Source organism: Nostoc sp., from assembly GCF_036917655.1.
Classification (GTDB): Bacteria; Cyanobacteriota; Cyanobacteriia; order Cyanobacteriales; family Nostocaceae; genus Nostoc.
The window spans coordinates 15,731-32,860 of the sequence record NZ_JBALCY010000017.1; the positions used below are offsets into that span (position 1 = coordinate 15,731).

The window sequence follows — 17,130 nt, forward strand, 5'->3', positions numbered from 1 at the left end:
ATAAATATCTTGTAGGTTGGACATTGCCCAACCTACAAAGTTGAAATAGAAAGTTAAATTAGACCAAACCGCCAGCAGCTTGAAACCGAGCGCGGGCCCGTTTGAAGGCTTGATTTACCTGGATTTGGGCTTGGCGATCGTCTGCTGAGACTTGACTTAAACGCGCTTCTGCTTGGTTGTAAGCAGCACGAGCTTCTTCAAGGTTAATTTTGTCGCCACGTTCAGCGCCGTTAACCAGAATTGTCACTTCATTTTCTTCAACTTCGGCAAAGCCACCCAAAAGAGCGATCGCTTGCCAATTCTGATTTTTAGCGGCGCGGACTCGCATCACACCAGTATCCAGAGCGGTCAAAAGTGGTGCGTGTCCAGTTAGGATACCTAGTTGACCAGTAGTGCTAGGTAAAACTACTTCTTCAGCTGGGGCGTCCCAGACTGTTTTATCTGGGGAAATTACACGAACGGTTAATGTCATTTGTCTTTTGTCCTTTGTCCTTCGTCCTTTGTCCTTGGCCACTAGTCATTAGCACTTGAACTAATGACTAATGACTCTTGACTAATGACTAACCTTTGATTTTTTCAGCTTTAGCGATCGCTTCGTTAATATCGCCAACCAAGTAGAAAGCCTGTTCTGGCAGAGCATCCAACTCACCAGACAGAATCTTCTGGAACCCTTTGATGGTATCTTCCAACTTCACATACTTACCAGGAGAACCGGTGAATACTTCTGCCACAAAGAACGGCTGGGACAAGAAACGCTCAACTTTCCTGGCCCGCGCTACGATCAGACGGTCATCTTCAGATAATTCATCTAGACCAAGAATGGCGATAATGTCTTGGAGTTCTTTATAACGTTGCAGAGTTGATTGCACCGCCCGAGCCGTATTGTAGTGTTCATCACCAACAATGTTGGGCTGTAGCATGGTAGAAGTCGAATTAAGCGGGTCAACTGCGGGATAAATTCCCTTCGATGCCAAACCGCGAGACAGCACTGTTGTACCGTCCAAGTGGGCGAAGGTGGTAGCAGGTGCGGGGTCGGTGAGGTCATCCGCAGGTACGTATACTGCTTGAATGGAGGTAATGGAACCCTCTGTAGTCGAGGTAATCCGCTCTTGCAGTTCACCTACGTCGGTTCCCAATGTGGGCTGATATCCTACCGCAGATGGCATCCGACCTAGTAGCGCCGAAACTTCCGAACCCGCTTGTACGAACCGGAAGATGTTGTCAATAAACAACAGCACATCCTGCTTACTCACGTCGCGGAAGTATTCTGCCATTGTCAATCCCGAAAGACCAACCCGCATTCTGGCTCCAGGTGGCTCGTTCATCTGACCATACACAAGAGCAATCTTGGAATCATTGAGGCTCTCGTTATTGATTACCCCAGATTCAATCATTTCGTTGTAAAGGTCATTGCCTTCACGGGTACGCTCACCCACGCCAGCAAAAACGGATACTCCACCGTGCTGGGTAGCGATGTTGTTGATCAACTCCATCATGATCACGGTCTTACCAACACCAGCACCGCCGAATAGACCAATCTTACCGCCGCGTCGATAGGGAGTCAGAAGGTCAACAACTTTAATCCCAGTCTCAAACACCGAAGGTTTGGTTTCGAGGTCGGTGAATTTGGGAGCAGAGCGGTGGATGGGTAAAGTTGTCTCAGCATTTACAGGGCCCCTGTTGTCCACAGGTTCGCCAAGGACGTTGAAAATCCGACCCAAAGTGGCTTTCCCAACTGGTACCCTGATGGAAGCGCCTGTATCGGTGACTTCAAAACCGCGCACTAAGCCTTCGGTGGAACTCATTGCAACAGTCCGCACCTGGTTGTCGCCCAGCAGTTGCTGTACTTCAACGGTGATGTTGATTTCCTGTCCAGCTTCGTTGGTGCCAATGATTTTCAAAGCGTTGTAGATTTGTGGCAATTTCCCGCCGGGAAATTTAACGTCTACAACTGGGCCAATGATTTGGGTAATGTAACCAATGTTTGTTTTTTCTGCGGTTGTGACCATGCTGCGCCTAATGAGTGAAGCTATATTTCAGATAAGGTCGTAGAAGACATAAAATTAAGCAATGTCACCTTTCAGATTAGCACTGAACGCCCCCACCTTCGCCTTAAATTGATCCTTAAGACTGTTGTCTGAGAAGCCAAGGTAGTATTGCTTGTAAAACTGTTCAAGTCAGTCAAGCAATTTTGGATAATGGAATTGCCGATAGGTCGCGTAAAGCCAACTCTTAGAGAGGCTTGTCGTAGAGAGTGTCTTTTGGATTAAAAAAGACCATGAGGATACGGGTCATGAACCAAAAAAATCTAAAATTTAAAATTCTTAGTCAAAATAAAAAACTGCTCTGCCTGTTAATGTCAGGCACAGCAGGTATCAAAAATGAAGTGAGAAAAAATTTAGGCTTTCACGGCAGCTTTTTGTAGCTGTTTGCGCTTGCAAAGGGAAGTAGCGCTGAAAGCACCGAAGGCTAGGACACCGATTATGGAAGTAGGTTCAGGAACAGAGGTGGTCTTAGTCAATTTCACGTCATCCAGCAGTAGTCCAATATTATCTCCACCAAGCCCATCGAAAGCCAATTTGGCGGTTGTAGCTGAGGTGACTGTGATGTTGCGAGTAAAGGTTGTAAAGTTCTGGGTCGATGGCAGCGTAATTGTTTCGTTCAACAGGCTACCTAACGATACGACCACAGAGTTGGAACCGTTATTTCTTTGGTCGCCAGCCAGCTGGAAAGTTAGATTGAGGATATCACCTACATTAAACGCGAATGTTGTTTTAGATTCAAGTTTGCCAGCCAGAGATGATGTGCCATCTGTATCTACGTATAGTCCGTTGCTTGGGGAAAAGTCAGAAAACCCATTACCAATCAGGTCAACTGTTCCGTCTGTAACATTCCAATTGGCAAAATTATTATAGTTGAAATTCCCAGAGCCGCTATTTTCGCTGTCAAAATTGTCTTCTAGAAGAACTATGGATGCAGCCCTAGCAGAAGCCGATGTTGCAATTCCAATTACAGTAAAAGCTGCGATCGCTATGCTGATTTTGCTTAAATGTTTTAAAACGGTTGATGTCGTCATACAAATCACTCTATTTCCTTGCTCTGTACTTATTAAATAGCTTAGTAGTTAATTTATTTGCTTACGATAAACTATGCGTATAAATACGTAAACTTTAAACTATGAATTTAATTAAATAGGAGTAAAAACTGATTTAACGTCGGGCTTACATAAGTATTTTTAGCAAATACAATGTTAAAGTTAGGATGTTTTTTTATATCAGCTTTATACTAGCTCCTGTACCCATACGGTTTAATTCAAGCGAAAAATTAAAAGCTGCGTAAGTTTGGGAACTACTCCAACCAGACTTGGAGCGGCGTTCCTTCCACTACAAAATTGCGGTGTGGTGTCCGCAAATGATCATCAAAATAAAAAATTGCCGTGTCTTGCAGCGAACACGGCAGTTATAAACTTCAATCTTGGTGAATAATTTAGGCGTGAATTTCCTTAAAATAAAGGTTGACCCACTTCCGCTTCATCCTCACACTTCCACCGAGAATAGCTTATGAGTTTCTCCTCAGCGCGACAATATTTTTATCAGGAGATTCAGCAGTCTGACGAGGGCATTGATTTAGCAAAGGCAGCTTTGTATATTGCACAAGAAGAATATCCCAATCTAGACCCAGAGGAATATCTCAATGCTCTCGATACAATGGCATGGGAGCTTCAAGAACGCCTGCCTGATTCACGATATCCTCTGCGGATAGTTCAAAGTATTAATCAGTATCTCTACGATGATTTAAAGTTTTCTGGTAATAAAATTGACTATTACGACCCGCGTAACAGCTTTTTCAATGATGTAATTGAGCGACGCCTGGGGATTCCTATTAGCTTGGCGCTGGTTTACCTGGAGGTTGCTCGACGGATTGATTTTCCGATGGTGGGTGTAGGAATGCCAGGACATTTCCTAATCCGCCCGGATATTCCAGATATAGAGATTTTCGTCGATGCTTTCAATGGTGGTGAAATAATATTTGCTCAAGATTGCGAAGAACGCCTGTCTCAACTTTATCAGCAACCTGTGACGCTACAACCAGAATTTTTAGCCGTAGTCAGTCATCGGCAATTTTTGGCACGGATGCTGACAAATTTAAAATTTATTTACGTCAAACAACAAGAGTTAGAAAAAACGCTGGCAGCAGTTGAACGAATTTTGTTGCTGTTTCCTGGTTTAACTTTAGAATTGCGCGATCGCGGTCTGATTTACTATCAACTCGGTTACTACCCCCAAGCCATAGACGACTTACAAAATTATTTAGTAAAGGTTCCTGATGCCGAGGATGCATCAGTGATTCGGCGGCTACTTGCCGAATTGGGTAAAGAACGGTAGGGATTGGGGACTAACTCCAAACTCCAAACTCCTAACTCCTAACTCCAAACTCCTAACTCCTAACTAATTTCCACTTCTTCTGCAACTCGTTTGAGGCGGCGGAGTTGGGCTTGCATATCTTCTTTTGTCCAAGACGCAGCAAAGGTGTTGAAACCCCAACTCACTAAGGGGTTGGGGATATCGTACTCAAAACGGTTCAGTAGAAGCGTTCCTTTTTCTGTTGGCTGACATTCCCAGCGATCGCGCCCTTGAAAAAATCCCTGAAATTCCCAGACTACTAAACCCGGTTGTCGTTCTACAACTACGCTGTTCAACGTGGGTTTTAGTAGAGGAATTTGAATGATAAAACGACTTTGACTGCCGACATCGGTACTCCAAGCCTCGCCCACAGGTTCGCAACGCAGAAGGGGGTTGAGCCAACGGTGCATCAGAGCTAAATCGCTAATACAGCGCTCTACCACCGTAGCTGTAGCATTAATTTGAATCGATTGTGACAAAACTTGCGACATTCCACATCTTTGATGCTGTTGCTGCAATTAGAGTAACGCAAAATTCAGCACTGACAGTAGATTAAATCAAATATGAGTAACAAAGTCAAAAATTACTCTTGATATCAATGCGATAGATGTATGTTTTTACTGGTAAATTGATAGGCAAAACACTGACTCAGTGTTTGCGGCGAATACTTAAGCATAATTCCCGAAAACCATGAACACAACTTGGCAAGCAATAACCCAGGTGATGTCTACGACGGGCTACGCCTACGGAGTTGGTTTCTCCACGAGGGTGCAGCAATTTTTGGCACAATCGCCCAGCCTGCAACCGATACAACCAGCAGTGAATCAAGGAATCGCTGATGTACAAGGTGTTGTTCAACAGTTGATTCTGTTTATACCCCGTCTGCTGGGGGCAGTGGCAATTTTGGTAGTAGGTTGGCTAATTGCGTTGGGCGCAGCGGCGCTGACGCGAGGAATCCTCAATCGCACAAACATAGATAACCGCATAGCCGCAGGGATAACGGGTCGTCAAGATGTTCCCCAAGTGGAGAAATTAATCTCCCGCTTAGTCTTTTGGAGCATTATTCTGTTGACGGCAGTAGCTGTTTTACAGACATTGGATCTGGAGGTAGCGTCTCGACCCCTGAATAATTTTCTGAATCAACTTATTGGCTTTTTGCCAAAGTTGGTTGGTGCGGGAATCCTTTTGGTAACTGCCTGGTTTTTGGCGACCATTGTGAAGATTATCACTGTGCGTTCATTACAGGCATTTAACCTGGATGAGCGTTTGAATCCAGAACCAGAAGACAGGGCACCCAGCCTGAATCAGCTGTCTCTGAGTGAGACGATTGGCAACGCTCTGTATTGGTTTATATTTTTACTGTTTCTCGCCCCAGTTTTAGATACTCTCGAACTAAGGCAGGCTCTACAACCAGTACAAGCTCTCATTACAGAAGTTCTGCTAATTCTGCCGAATATTTTAGCAGCGATATTAATTGCTGTAGTTGGCTGGTTCATTGCTAATGTGGTGCGCCGAATTGTGACGAACTTGCTGGCGACAACTGGGATCGACCATTTAGGTAGTCGCTTAGGATTATCTTCGGCTGCGGGGGTGCAACCTCTATCGAGTATTATCGGCACAATTGTCTATGTTCTGATTTTGATTCCTGTAGCGATCGCAGCGCTGAATGCCTTGCGAATTGATGCGATATCAGTGCCGGCGATCGCCATGCTGCAACTGGTTCTCAACGCCCTACCTGCCATCTTTACAGCTGTAGCAATTTTGATTGTTGCCTATCTCGTCGGGCGGTTTATCGCGGATTTGGTTACAAGTATCCTCACTAATTTAGGCTTTAATAACATTTTCACTATTTTGGGTCTGACATCACCCAGCAGACGAATCGTAATTTCAACAGAATCAACAACCCCCCCGATTCCAACCCGCACGCCATCGGAAATTGTCGGCATTGTTGCCTTAGTAGGGATCATGCTGTTTGCAACGGTGGCGGCGGTAAATATCTTGAATATTCCAGCCCTGACAGCATTAGTGTCTGGGATTGTGATCATATTCGGGCGAATTTTGGCAGGATTGGTAATATTTGCAATTGGCTTATTCCTGGCAAATCTGGCTTTTAACATCATTACCAGTTCCGGCGAACGCCAAGCCCAGATTTTGGGTCAGGTGGCGCGGATTGCCATCATTGCCTTAGTCTCTGCAATGGCACTGCAACAGATTGGAGTTGCCAGTGATATTGTGAATTTAGCCTTTGGACTTTTACTAGGTGCGATCGCAGTTGCTATTGCCCTAGCTTTTGGTCTTGGGGGGCGCGATATTGCCCGCGAGCAAGTTCAAGAATGGCTAAACTCTTTCAAAGGTAGAAACTAAAAGTTGATGAAGGCGCAATTTCGTCTGTAAATCTGAGAAAGTGCAGCCGCAAGCATCAATAGTGGAGAAAATCTATCGGCAATTTTACCTAAAAGATTGAAAGTTAGAAGCTCAGAAGCTCGGAGTTTGAGTGTAGAACTTGACATTTCGAGTTCTGAAGCTCAAGTTCCGAGTTCTGAAGCTCAATTTAATCGTATTTTCCGAGTCACCTTTTTTAGTAGCGTAAGTGAGAAATCCCTTAGTTTGATCACAACAAGGCGGAGCGTAGCCCATCGCAACAACAATCGATTCTCCCAAAATTACCGAAAGCCTTGCTGATGTTGGTTATTTAAGTGATGAGTGCCGTGTTGGTGGGAAATCTTGTGTCAAGATTCGATTTGGCAGCTTTCGTGTTAGAAAAACCACTATTATGGGCAAACTTAAAACAACACTCTTTGTTGAAGACATTGGCTGTAATTCGTCAGCCAAACCCTACAAATTACAAGATTACACAACAGGAGTGGCAACGTGTGCATCAGTTGAGAGAATAGCTTGACATTCTAAATAACAATTATTATATAATAACACTTATGGATTTACTTATCAACATTATTAAACGTTTTTGGATAATTAATTGTTTCGGGATATTTGTTTTATCGGCTTGCACACCTGCATCATCCCAAGAAAAACTTTTAACATCCAAAGAAGGAAATTTTAGTATCTTAATGCCAGGGACTATTTTAGAAGAAGTTAATTCTCCAGCAAAAGGCATTAATAAGCGGAATTGGACAACTCTTAAGAGTGAATCTATATATTCAGTGACCCATTCAACTTTTCCGAAACAAATAGCCACGCAGAGAATTCCAAAAGTTTTACAGCTTCTAATTAAAACTGCTAATAAAACAAATTTTATTCAGGGGAAACAAGTATCTCAGTCTTCCGTTAATCAAAGTGGATATAACTGTCAAGACTTTACTTTAATGGGCAAACCTAGTACTTACTTGCAAGAAGAAATTAAGAAAAAAGGATTAAATATCAAGAATAAATTATTATATCAGAGAAGTCTGCTTTGTATGAAAAATAATTATGCTGTTGAGGCTGTAATAATAACCCCATCATCTGAAGAACTAAAAACGAATGGAGCATCTTTTATTAAATCGTTAAACCTCAAACCATGAGACTGTTTTTTAGTACTTGGTATTACCATTGCTGTTAGTATTTTTGCAACTTTCTGGCTTGGACTGCATAGACTTTATCGAGTGAATCTTTTTCTTGATGCGATCGCTCCCGTTGCCTCTGCGATGGGGTCAGACTAACTGATGCTGCCGTCTGCTAGCCAATGTCACAACTGATTTAGTAGGATTGCTATAGTCGGATAGTTCAGTTTTTTAAAGTAATATACACAACCAATATAAATTGATTACTATCTCTTTAACAATTTTGGAAGTAAATTCATCATTAATGCTGAGGTGGTTCTCCCTTTTAGAAAGAGAAACTGGAGCAAACACTCCACAGCAGAAATAAAAGGTTACTAAAACATGGATTTTATCAACCAAGCACAGAAATTGGCAGATACGGTTAGAGATAAAGCTCAAGAAGTAGCCAACAATGTCGTAAACGGGATGGATGAGGTAGTTGATGGAATCAAGAACGCTACTGCCGAGATGACTACTTCAAGTGTCCATGCAGTTAATGATTTACAAAGTTTGTCAACCATAGCAGCACAGTCAGGTTTTCAAACTGTTCAAAATGTTAGTAAAACATTTGAACAAACTGCTGTTGGAGTTGCCACATCTAGTATGGTTATGGCTGATGCTCTGCAAAATTTACCAAAGACAGCTGCCGAATTAGCCCTAGAGATGCCAAAGATTGCAAAGAGGCTGAGATATCGTGCTGGTGTTCGGGTGGGAGACTTACCTCGCTCTGATGCAGATGTCATGAAGCTTTTTGAGAAAATTCCTGGCACATCAAAGCTTGGAGGCAAAGAATATACAATTCGTCAATTTCTTAGGGATAAGCACGGTAGCCACATCAATCCCCGTTCCCAAGGAGGATCGAATGCTGCTGATAATATCCTTTGGGAAGTAGGTGTTGACAATCTCCGTCGAGGTGCCAAAGTAATGACCGTTGGCGAGCAGTTTTATATTCGGGTTTATAATGCGGTAGATTCTATTGTCAGCAATTCTGGAACAATCGCTAGACTTGGCATTACTGCAACAGGAACAGCTATTCTCACCCAAGTTGTAGTAACAGCGATTTCCTACTCTTTGGATCTTTATCGAGGCGAGATTACTGTTGAAGAGTATAAAAATCTAATTTTTGAAGCAGCAAAGGCAGCAGGTATTGCTACACCAATTGTTTTTTTAGTCTTAGTGGCTGTGTTAGCTTTATTTCCAGAATTTACAGTCATTTTGTCGGCACCAGTGGTTGTCGCAGGCTTCAATTCTTTATTTGGTATTAGTATTGCTATACCCATCATTCAATCGCTAGTTCGTCATGTCCAAGCTGGAGGTTTTGGGATAGAAGCTGCTGATGCTTATAAGACTGCATTTGATGGGTCTGCGCTCTGAAATAGTATTTTGATTAATGGGAGCGATCGCACTTAATACAGTTTTGTGTAAAATCGTAGCAAAGAAGCTTTTCGCTTCTTAAATCGTCAGTTAAATCGGCGATTTGGAGAAATTGATTCATTAATAGTTGAGAGAATTCGCGTCTTATCTACTGAACAATTGGAACAATTAGGAGAAGAATTTTTAGATTTTTCAAATGTATCTGATTTAGTCGCTTGGCTTGAGCAAAATACAAGCAGTTAAAATAATTCGTAATGACGCTCTCTACGAGACGCCGCGCGTAGCTTGCTTCTGCGTAGGAGTACGCGGACTCCTTCGCGCTACGCTAAGGTAATTACGAATTAGTTAAAGCAAGCTTACCCGCAGCGTCTCTGAACAGGAGAAGCAAGTGGCGTGGATTGGAGGGATCTTCTAGGGATGAACATGGCTAACCGAAGCGGATTAACTCCACATTTATGCATCACTTTCTGAGTTTTACCTTGTAGAGCAATTCATCTTTAATGCGGTTGAGAATTGAAGTTTCATCCAGGTTTGCCAAAATCCGATTAATTACAGCTTTCGGCCCATCAGGCCCCCAAGTCGCGCCATTGGCTAAATAAACTTTGGTAACTTGTCCAATACCGTAAGAAGAAACACCAGCTACCCCCGCTTGGGTGATTGCCACCGATATATAAGGGCCTAGCGCAATGCCAGCCGTAGCTGTTGCAGAGATACCAAGTAAAGTTTTTAATCCACTCAAGCCCAAATTTGCCAATAGTTCACTCGCACCGATACCGCCCATACTCAGGGCGATTTTTTGTAGCAATTGTACAGCCCCGGCTTCAGTCATGGAGAAGCCATAGAGTTTAGATAAACCCAAAATCAGAGCAATATCAATAACCACACTACTCAGAATATCTACCACAGTTATAGGATTAAGTGCGATCGCTAATGCCTTAGTCATCACAGCCTTCCAAATCAACTGATTGGCATTCTGTTCCCGAATCATCAGTTTTCGCTCTATCAATTGCTCATTTACAATATCTGCATAAAGCATGGTATTAAGAGCAACCAAAGCTTTGCCCTCACGATGCAGAATCTCCAAGATTTTCAGCTTCAGTTCCTCGACTTGGGCATTACCTATACGCAACTGTATACCCCTAGTACCATCAGGGCGACGAATCGCCGTCTTCACCAATGGCGATGCCGCAGCCATGACAATTTCTAAAGGTGTGAGTAATTCCCGCACCCTTTCATCCCGGATTTTGTGATAAATTGCCATCCGGTCTGCTTCTGGATACTGGTCTACTTTGTTAAACACCAAGATGATCGGTTTACCTGCTTCTCGCAACTGAGAAAGGGCCATGTATTCTAGCTTTGTCATGTCGCCAGATATCACAAACAGAATCAAATCCGCAAGTTTTGCAATCTGTTCAGCTAAAGCGGCCCGGGTTGCACCATCTACTTCGTCTAACCCAGGAGTATCAATTAATTCCACCCGCGATTGACCTACACCAGGGAGGGTGACTCGCAGAGCCAGTTCGGTTTCCCCAATTGCTTCCTCACTAATACTCCAATTAACTGTTTGTGCAGCACGGGTGACACCGTGCAGCGGCCCAGTTTCAAATACTGTTTGTCCAACCAAAGCATTGAGTAGCGAAGACTTACCACGTCCCACCATGCCAAAAGCCGCAATCTGCACCACCATGTGGTCTAACTTCCCCAGCATGGTTTCCAAATCAGCAATTTCCGCCTCCAATCCGGTTTTTTCTTGGGGAGTTAGGTCGAGATTGGCTACCAAGTTTCGCAGCGCCGTTTGTGCTTGTTTATAATTCAGTTCCGTCTGAATGTCTTCAAAACTGAAAATAGCACTATCCAGTTCTTCCTCCCAGCTGAGAGAATTTGCGTCAGTGTTAGCGGAATCGCTTTGATGAGGTTCAGGCAAGGGCAATGTCGAAGTCATATCAATTTGAGATTTGAAATTTGGGATTTTAAATTAGCCCTGTCTCTTATCCTAGTTATTTTTAACAGAGGTTTAGCGAGATGGGGGAGTAGAGGAAGCAAGAATTCAAAATTCCTAACTCCCAACTCCTAACTCCTAACTCCTAACTCCTAACTCCTAACTCCTAACTCCCAACTCCTAACTCCTAACTCCCAACTCCCAACTCCTAACTCCCAACTCCCAACTCCTAATTAGTGGACTAATGGCTAACAAAAAGTCATAAACTGAAAAATGCATCTAGTAGCGTTAGGATCTTGACTAAATTACCTGTGCGGAAAATCGTTATTGCCGGTAACTGGAAAATGTTCAAAACCCAGGCAGAAACCCAAGACTTTTTACGAGGATTTCTGCCCCACTTAGAGGAAACCCCCGAAGGGCGAGAAGTGATATTGTGCCCTCCTTTCACTGATTTAAGCCTTTTGTCCCAGAGTTTGCACGGTAGCCTCATCCACCTGGGGGCACAAAATGTCCATTGGGAAGAATATGCAGCCTATACAGGCGAGATTTCTGGCCCAATGCTGACAGAAATTGGTGTGCGCTTTGTAATTGTCGGTCATAGTGAACGAAGGCAATACTTTGGCGAAACTGACGCAACCGTTAATCTGCGCCTCCGAGCTGCTCAAAGGTTTGGTTTGACCCCAATTCTCTGTGTTGGCGAAACTAAACAACAACGAGATGCAGGAGAAACTGAATCAGTGATTACTCTCCAACTCGACAAAGGTTTGGTAGATATTGATCAGGAAAATTTGGTGATTGCCTACGAACCAATTTGGGCGATTGGTACTGGTGACACTTGTGAAGTAACGGAGGCGAATCGGATAATTGGCTTAATTCGGAGTAAGTTGAGTAATCCGAATGTATCAATTCAATACGGTGGCTCAGTCAAGCCAAATAATATTGATGAGATCATGGCTCAACCAGAAATTGATGGTGTTTTAGTGGGAGGAGCAAGTCTAGAACCTGAGAGTTTCGCTCAGATTGTGAATTTTCAGTCAGTGTGATGTGCCTTCTTCTCGTTCCCATGCTCTGCATGGGAATGCCTAATGTAGATTTATGCCAAGCAACTTGATAATTCGAGGACGCTGTTTCGAGTGGGGACAGCGGACTTATTTGATGGGCATTTTGAATGTGACGCCTGATAGCTTTAGTGATGGGGGTGAGTTTAACACTACCTCTGCCGCTTTAGTACAGGCGCAAGCACTGGTAGCTGCTGGTGTTGACATGATCGATGTGGGCGGTCAATCAACTCGACCAGGGGCAAAGCAAATAACTCTGGCGGAGGAACTTGACCGGGTACTATCAGTGTTACAGGTGCTAAGACCAGAAATTTCAGTCCCGATTTCTGTAGATACTACCCGTGCTGCTGTAGCCAGGGCATCTGTAGAAGCTGGAGCGGATATTATTAACGATATTTCTGGCGGCACTTTTGACTCAGAAATGTTGCCAACAGTGGCAGAGTTAAGTGTGCCGATTATTTTAATGCACATCCGGGGAACACCACAGACAATGCAACAACAGACTGATTATCAAGATTTGCTCAAAGAGATTTATAGTTTTTTGGCTCGGCAAATTGGGATAGCAACTACTGCGGGCATTGACCTGGATAAAATTATTATTGATCCTGGTATTGGCTTTGCTAAGAACTATGAGCAAAATTTAGAAATTTTTCGCCGCTTGCGATCGCTAACAACACTCAACTGTCCTATCTTGGTAGGAGCATCCCGTAAAAGTTTCATTGGTCGGATTTTAAATCAACCAGATCCCAAAGCACGAGTTTGGGGAACGGCAGCAGCTTGTTGTGCTGCTATTTTTAATGGCGCTGATATCCTCCGAGTTCACGATGTTCAAGAAATGCGCGATGTTTCATTAGTAGCCGATGCAATATTAAGACAAGCAACGCAGTTTGATTCTTAAGTATTGCCGTTTTCGGATTTTTTGCTGTGACCTTCTGTAATTGCTGATTCGGCAATCAACTCCTGAAACATTTCAGTTGAGTTGGCTGGGTCTACAAAGACAATTTTAGCATTATTGCTCTCACCAAGTTTTTGGCTGGCATCTACGTAATCTTGAGCTACAAGATACCGCAGAATGTCCCTACTATCTGGATTGGAACGTAGAGCTTGAGAAATGATTTGCACTGAAGCCATAGTTCCTTCTGCTTTTTTAATGGCAGCTTCCTTTTCCCCTTCTGCTTCGGTAATCAGCGCCCGTTTTTTGATTACAGCGGCTTGCTCCTCTTCCCTCGACTTTCGTACACTCTCAGGTAGTGTAATACTCTGAAGGTCTAACCGGAGAATATCAACTCCCCAATCTGTCGTTATATTATTCAACTGGTCTAAAAGAGCTACGTCCATCTCCGATCTGGAGACATTAGTCTGCTCTAGGGTGTTTTGGGCAATGATTTCCCGGAGCGTGGTTGTAGTTACCTGTGTCAATGCTCCTTGCAGATCCTCAATCGCATAAAAGCTTTTCTCAATATCTCTAATGCGCCAGTAAACAATAGCGTCCACTTCCACGTAAATATTATCTTGGGTGATCACATTCTGAGGTTTGATGTCTAAAAACTGCTCTCGTGTAGTATCTTCCATCACAACCTGATCTATCAAGGGAACAATAAAGTTCAGCCCTGGCTTAAGTTTCCGATGATATCGCCCCAGGCGTTCGACTAGGGCTTCATTACCTTGATTAATCAGTTTTGCAGAACCTAAGGCATAACCTATAAGGGCTAAAACTATAGCAATAATTGGCTCCATGTATACTCCTATTCAGCTTTTGGGAGAATTTAGTGTCAAGGATATGCTACTAGCTTGTCATATCTTTGAGTTTAATGTTTTGAGTCTGTAATTTTATGAACACCAGCAGCGATGTCTGATGTCCAGTCGCTGCGAGTCTTGTACATATTCTGTAAGTAAGACCGTTTTGCGGAATGCGATCGCTATTAAAGCACCTTGATAAAACGCTGGCAAGGACTACTTTATGTAATCAACATTACTTTTACTGATCTCTTCAGACAGCCAGGAGTCTTATTCAGTATATTTACTTAATATAATCTAAATTGATGTAAAAGTTATGATAATTTTCCAAACTCCACTATAATCGGATTTAAATTGGCTTCAGCCATTAAAAATGTAAAAATATTATGGGCAGGTTGTTAATCAAACTTATAGGTTTAATCCTACTTTTGATAGGCTTATACTTTTTTGGTCAAAACATCATATTTGTTAGCGGTTACTATTCATATTTTTACCGTAAATTACCTGCTACAGCTTCCGTTATCGCAACTATGATAGGTGTATTTGCATTAGTCTTCTTTCGTAGAGAAACTGGTAACTTGGGATGGATTTTTCTAGGCATTGGCATAGTGCTAGTTTTCTTAAGTGGTGGAGTTATTTTAAAGCCAACTAGCTTATGGGATTTCATAATTGCTTTTGCAGCATTAGCATCTGGATATAAATTATTAAATGAGGGCAGAATCAGCTTTTAAATAAATCTATTTGGTTTGGTATTGGCGTTGTTTGAGGTTATGATCTAAAACAGGCAACAGCGCGACACCGAATAGCCCGTCGTAGACATCGCTATTCTTTTTACAAAAATTACAGCAGAATTCAAGTATTTGAACCACGTCTGTCGTAGGGACACAGCAATACTGTGCCCTTACTGCGTGGTCTATTTACCTGAAAATAGCTGTAAGCAAATTATGCCGCACCCGTAATTAGCGCTCTTTTATGACTCTGATGAAAGAAAAAATGTAGGTTGGGTTGAACAAAGTGAAACCCAACAAAACCAAGGATAATTGTAGGTTGGGTTTCGTCCCTCAACCCAACCTACAATTATCCTTAAACCAAGCGTATTGGGCTTTATCTTGGTTGGATAGAGCAAGCTAAAATCGCTACCCATCAACCAAAATTAACGCCTTTAAACATCGGTTAGCTTCCTTCCTTCTAGCTGATAAGGTAGTATTCATCCAACCCTAAGACTCAGAATTATTAATGGTGCGGCTATTACAAAGATTCATCGCCTTTTCTACTCCCTGCTTAAGGCTTCGTTCAATACACTCAACCACGAACTGAAGTACAAGAGACATCTGCTGATTTTCGGCAGCGGAAAATCGCCCTAGTACATGGGAGATAGCATCGGAATCATCATTATTAGCTGCATCTTTGGGTTTACCAATACCGATTCGCAAACGGGGAAAGTTTTGGGTATTAAGATGTGCGATCGCACTTTTCATACCGTTATGTCCCCCAGCCGAACCAGATAAGCGCAAACGAGTTTTTCCCAAGGGCAAATCCATATCGTCATAAATCACCAGCACTGACTCAGGCGGCAATTTATACCAACTTGTCACCGCTTGTATTGCTTGTCCTGAGCGATTCATATAAGTTAATGGCTTTAGCAAGCGAATCTTACCTCCACCTGGGGCCATACCCTCGCCATACTCACCCTGAAACTTGCGGTTTTCTGCTAAGGGAATGCGCCAAGAACGGGAGAGAGTTTCCACAGCAGCAAAGCCGATATTATGGCGTGTTTGGTCGTACTTGCTTTCTGGATTCCCCAACCCGACAATTAGCTGGGGAATCACCAAAGCTGGTTGTGTAACAGCTTCTGTCATTTTGCCTACAGTCAATCAATTTTAGATTTTAGATTTGCAATTTTGGATTGAAAGAGACCGCAAGGGTATAGGGCTTGGTGATTTTAGATTGACGATTTTGATTTGTTCCGTCCACCAGAGACGTTGCTTTGAACTGCAAAACAATCTAAAATCCAAAATCGTTCGACTGAGCGACTTGCCTTGAGCGTTCGCGCAGCGTCTCGTAGAGAAGCCGAAAGGAGCCGAAGTCCAAAATCCAAAATTGGTATAGTGCACTCTCCTAACTAGGTTGGGAAGAACTAGCGGTATCTTGCTCAGATTTAGCAGGATGGATTTGCTTAGGTTCTAATTCAGCAGTAGTCTTTACAGCTTCTTCTAACTGTTCTGCTTCTTTTTGAAACTCGTTTTGAAAATCCTTGGAGGCTTCTTGAAAACTACGAATTGTTTTGCCCACGCTGCGACCAATCTCTGGCAGCTTCTTTGGGCCAAAGATTAACAGCGCCACCACCATAATTACAGCCATTTCCGGCAGACCGATACCAAATATATTCATTTTTTGTCTCCTGTAAATTATGGAACTACTACAGAAACTCACATATTATGTAGTCTACTCAATAGTTAGTATGCACTGACCATTCACAAAAAAACCCGGAAGAACCGGGTGTAACTTAACTTGTTATCCAAACGTTGATAGCTGTGTATCCGTTAGCGTCCTAAACTCCGCCAATCGACTAGTACATCCTGAACCAACAGTGATTTATTGTAAAGTTGCAGAATAATCAGTAGAAACACGAAAAATAGCAAAATAAAAACAGCCATCACAGGCGTAGTACCCCAACCTGGAGCCACTTTTCCATACTCAGAGTTCAGGGGTTTCAGGATATCTCCCAACCAAGTCCTTTGTGCCATAGTTCACCTAATATTACTTGCCAAAGCTTTTTTTAATCTTCTGTAATATTCTATAAGAATAGCACTCATCATCTATCCCTCAATTATGGAACCCGCAATAGTTCTTAGCATTTCTGTGGCTGCCGTGGTGGTTGTCATCACTGGACTGTCGATTTATACCTCCTTTGGCCCTCCTAGCAAGCAATTGAACGATCCGTTTGATGACCACGAAGATTAAAAGAGTTAGGAGTTAGGAGTTAGGAGTTAGGAGTTAGGAGTTAAGAGTTAGGAGTTAGGAGTTAGGAGTTAGGAGTTAAGAGTTAAGAGTTAAAAGTCAATGCTAGTAAAGCTTGG

At 42.9% G+C, this 17,130-nt stretch carries 18 protein-coding genes and 1 pseudogene; 10 read left to right on the plus strand and 9 right to left on the minus strand.

Going from position 1 to position 17,130, the window contains the following annotated elements; translation table 11 throughout:
• Positions 1-58: 58 nt before the first annotated feature.
• From atpC to V7K30_RS09280, 3 genes are all read right to left on the minus strand, one after another.
• Positions 59-472 (minus strand): ATP synthase F1 subunit epsilon, encoded by a 414-nt coding sequence (gene atpC, locus V7K30_RS09270; protein WP_334998795.1) that lies wholly within the window; start codon positions 470-472, stop codon positions 59-61.
• An 88-nt stretch (positions 473-560) separates the two neighbouring features.
• Positions 561-2,009 carry a F0F1 ATP synthase subunit beta gene (gene atpD / locus V7K30_RS09275; protein WP_334998796.1) on the minus strand — a complete coding sequence of 483 codons (1,449 nt, stop codon included), beginning with the start codon at positions 2,007-2,009 and terminating at the stop codon, positions 561-563.
• Positions 2,010-2,398: 389 nt separating this feature from the next.
• Positions 2,399-3,076, minus strand: coding sequence for a PEP-CTERM sorting domain-containing protein (locus V7K30_RS09280; protein WP_334998797.1), 678 nt, complete (start codon positions 3,074-3,076; stop codon positions 2,399-2,401).
• A gap of 484 nt (positions 3,077-3,560) precedes the next feature.
• Here V7K30_RS09280 and V7K30_RS09285 point away from each other — a divergent pair, with 484 nt between their 5' ends.
• Positions 3,561-4,385, plus strand: coding sequence for a SirB1 family protein (locus V7K30_RS09285; protein ID WP_334998798.1), 825 nt, complete (start codon positions 3,561-3,563; stop codon positions 4,383-4,385).
• A gap of 59 nt (positions 4,386-4,444) precedes the next feature.
• Here V7K30_RS09285 and V7K30_RS09290 read toward each other — a convergent pair whose 3' ends face one another.
• On the minus strand, positions 4,445-4,894 hold the full coding sequence (locus V7K30_RS09290) for an SRPBCC family protein (protein ID WP_334998799.1): 450 nt from the start codon (positions 4,892-4,894) through the stop codon (positions 4,445-4,447).
• Between the two features lie 199 nt (positions 4,895-5,093).
• Between V7K30_RS09290 and V7K30_RS09295 the strand changes: the two genes are divergently transcribed.
• From V7K30_RS09295 to V7K30_RS09315, 5 genes and pseudogenes are all read left to right on the plus strand, one after another.
• The gene (locus V7K30_RS09295) at positions 5,094-6,767 is read left to right on the plus strand and encodes a mechanosensitive ion channel (RefSeq protein ID WP_334998800.1); all 1,674 of its coding nucleotides are present in this window, start codon (positions 5,094-5,096) and stop codon (positions 6,765-6,767) included.
• A 362-nt stretch (positions 6,768-7,129) separates the two neighbouring features.
• Positions 7,130-7,297, plus strand: a complete 168-nt coding sequence (locus V7K30_RS09300) for a hypothetical protein (RefSeq protein WP_334998801.1) — start codon at positions 7,130-7,132, stop codon at positions 7,295-7,297.
• Positions 7,298-7,336: 39 nt separating this feature from the next.
• On the plus strand, positions 7,337-7,924 hold the full coding sequence (locus V7K30_RS09305; protein WP_334998802.1) for a hypothetical protein: 588 nt from the start codon (positions 7,337-7,339) through the stop codon (positions 7,922-7,924).
• Positions 7,925-8,284: 360 nt separating this feature from the next.
• Positions 8,285-9,316, plus strand: coding sequence for an HNH endonuclease (locus V7K30_RS09310; protein WP_334998803.1), 1,032 nt, complete (start codon positions 8,285-8,287; stop codon positions 9,314-9,316).
• A gap of 60 nt (positions 9,317-9,376) precedes the next feature.
• Positions 9,377-9,559 (plus strand): annotated as a pseudogene (locus tag V7K30_RS09315) (DUF4351 domain-containing protein); the annotation flags it as partial.
• A gap of 217 nt (positions 9,560-9,776) precedes the next feature.
• Here V7K30_RS09315 and V7K30_RS09320 read toward each other — a convergent pair.
• Complete coding sequence (locus tag V7K30_RS09320; protein WP_334998804.1) at positions 9,777-11,258, minus strand: GTP-binding protein; 1,482 nt, start codon at positions 11,256-11,258, stop codon at positions 9,777-9,779.
• Positions 11,259-11,566: 308 nt separating this feature from the next.
• Between V7K30_RS09320 and tpiA the strand changes: the two genes are divergently transcribed.
• Positions 11,567-12,298, plus strand: a complete 732-nt coding sequence (gene tpiA, locus V7K30_RS09325) for a triose-phosphate isomerase (RefSeq protein ID WP_334998805.1) — start codon at positions 11,567-11,569, stop codon at positions 12,296-12,298.
• Positions 12,299-12,350: 52 nt separating this feature from the next.
• Positions 12,351-13,211, plus strand: coding sequence for a dihydropteroate synthase (gene folP, locus V7K30_RS09330; protein WP_334998806.1), 861 nt, complete (start codon positions 12,351-12,353; stop codon positions 13,209-13,211).
• Here folP and V7K30_RS09335 read toward each other — a convergent pair.
• Complete coding sequence (locus V7K30_RS09335) at positions 13,208-14,050, minus strand: SPFH domain-containing protein (protein ID WP_334998807.1); 843 nt, start codon at positions 14,048-14,050, stop codon at positions 13,208-13,210. The two genes, folP and V7K30_RS09335, sit on opposite strands and share 4 nt — an antisense overlap.
• Positions 14,051-14,436: 386 nt before the next feature.
• On the opposite strand from V7K30_RS09335, the gene V7K30_RS09340 reads away from it, so the two are divergent.
• Positions 14,437-14,781 carry a hypothetical protein gene (locus V7K30_RS09340; protein WP_334998808.1) on the plus strand — a complete coding sequence of 115 codons (345 nt, stop codon included), beginning with the start codon at positions 14,437-14,439 and terminating at the stop codon, positions 14,779-14,781.
• A 486-nt stretch (positions 14,782-15,267) separates the two neighbouring features.
• On the opposite strand, the gene pth is transcribed toward V7K30_RS09340, so the two are convergent.
• The 3 genes from pth to psbH form a co-directional block, all read right to left on the minus strand.
• Complete coding sequence (gene pth, locus V7K30_RS09345) at positions 15,268-15,909, minus strand: aminoacyl-tRNA hydrolase (RefSeq protein ID WP_334998809.1); 642 nt, start codon at positions 15,907-15,909, stop codon at positions 15,268-15,270.
• Between the two features lie 259 nt (positions 15,910-16,168).
• Positions 16,169-16,441, minus strand: a complete 273-nt coding sequence (locus V7K30_RS09350; RefSeq protein ID WP_298917780.1) for a TatA/E family twin arginine-targeting protein translocase — start codon at positions 16,439-16,441, stop codon at positions 16,169-16,171.
• Between the two features lie 152 nt (positions 16,442-16,593).
• Entirely contained in the window at positions 16,594-16,797 is a 204-nt protein-coding gene (gene psbH / locus V7K30_RS09355) for a photosystem II reaction center phosphoprotein PsbH (protein WP_334998810.1), read from the minus strand.
• 85 nt (positions 16,798-16,882) lie between these two features.
• Between psbH and psbN the strand changes: the two genes are divergently transcribed.
• Positions 16,883-17,014, plus strand: coding sequence for a photosystem II reaction center protein PsbN (gene psbN, locus V7K30_RS09360; RefSeq protein WP_273765903.1), 132 nt, complete (start codon positions 16,883-16,885; stop codon positions 17,012-17,014).
• Positions 17,015-17,130 lie beyond the last annotated feature (116 nt).